Source organism: Actinomadura sp. KC06, from assembly GCF_004348735.1.
Taxonomy (GTDB): Bacteria; Actinomycetota; Actinomycetes; order Streptosporangiales; family Streptosporangiaceae; genus Spirillospora.
Genome location: NZ_SMKT01000379.1, coordinates 1 through 1,517, shown reverse-complemented (window position 1 = coordinate 1,517; position 1,517 = coordinate 1). Strand labels below are relative to the sequence as shown.

1 protein-coding gene is annotated in these 1,517 nt (G+C 67.4%); it reads left to right on the top strand.

Annotation, left to right across the window (positions count from 1 at the left end):
* Positions 1–171: 171 nt before the first annotated feature.
* Positions 172–1,248, top strand: a complete 1,077-nt coding sequence (locus E1287_RS43170) for an LLM class flavin-dependent oxidoreductase (protein ID WP_131971929.1) — start codon at positions 172–174, stop codon at positions 1,246–1,248.
* Positions 1,249–1,517: the final 269 nt, after the last annotated feature.

Here is a 1,517-nt window from a genome sequence, read left to right as displayed (position 1 = left end):
GCGGTGGGAACCGTGGGAGTGGAGGGATGTGTGGGTGGTGAGGGTGTGCAGCACGGATGGTGGGCGTGTGTCGGCGGACTCCTGGAAATCCAGAGCTGAGTACGGGCAAGTGTGCGGAGCCAGTGAGCTGTCAAGCTGAGCATGTTGCGCTCCTCGTAGCTGGAGGTTTCGATGCGTGCAGGCGTCGTGGTCGCCGCACAGCCCGGTGTGGAGGACCTTGCCGTACAAGCCGAGGAGCTGGGCCTGCACAGTTTCTGGGTCAACGACACCCCGATGGTCCACGGCGACGCCTTCGTCGCCTTGAGCCTGTGCGCGAAGGCCACCAACCGCATCAAGCTCGGCATCGGCGTGACCTCACCGGCGCTGCGCTCGGCCCCGGCGGCCGCGAGTGGACTCGCCAGTCTCAACGCGCTGGCACCGGGCCGGATCATTTGCGGGGTCGGGACTGGAAACACCGCCCGGCGCACGCTAGGCATGCGGCCTACCACGACGGCCACCGTGGAGACCTTCACCGCCGCGTTGCAGGACCTATGCGCTGGACGCACCATCGAGTACCGCGAAGGTGACCGGGTTCGCGACGTCCGTTTCCTGCACGCCGGGGCGCAGGCGAACACGTCCGACCCGATCGAGTTCGTCGTGGCCGCGCTGGGGCCGAAGGCCGCCGCTGTCGCCGGGCGCCGCGGCACCGGCCTGATTTCCTTCGGCCTCCTAGATCCCACCGCCTGGCACGCGCTGCACGACGCCCGCCGTAACGCCGCCCGTGGGACATCCCACGACCCCGACTCCCGCACCGAACCTCGGGCGGATTCCTATGTGGTCACCGCGCTGCACATGCTCGACGAGGACGAGGTCCCCCACAGCGACGCAGCCCGGGACGCGACCGGCCATCTCGTCCTGTCGCTGCTGGCCTTCGCCGCCGACACCGCCGCCGAGACACCTGCCTTCGCCGACCAACTCGGCCCCGCCGAACGCGAGGCGGTGCGGCAACTGCTGGACCGGCGCGGCACCACCGCCGACGCACCCGACCGGCACATCAAGCTCTACCCCAGCTACCTCGGACGCATCGCACCGCAGGACCGGGACCTGATCCTGCCCTCACTGATGAACATCCTGGCCTTGGTCGGCACCCACGACGACCTCCGCGCCCGCATCACCACCCTGCAACAAGCCGGCATCGACGAACTGCTCATCCAGCCGGTGATCGACCCACGCACAGAGATGGCCCAACTGGCGAAACTCCTTTCCTGAGGGAGTCCGATTGCCTGAGGGAGTCCGAATCCGTTACGACGAATGAGACAGAACGTTGGTGGCTCACTGATCAGCTCTGCACGTCTCCCCGTACCTGGCTTTGCACGCGAAGCGATACGCAACAGCGTTGGCCGTGGGCGGGGGGACTGTACAAATAACGGCGGATCTAACGATCAAGGAAGAGACGCCACATGACCGAGACCGCCGAGCCGTCCGCGACCGTGGACGAGTCCGTTGAACAGGGCCAGGACCAGGCCGTGAGGCCGGAG

Excerpts from the sequence above, each read along its gene's own strand:
- E1287_RS43170 (WP_131971929.1), top strand. The coding sequence starts at position 172 with ATGCGTGCAGGCGTCGTGGTCGCCGCACAGCCCGGTGTGGAGGACCTT.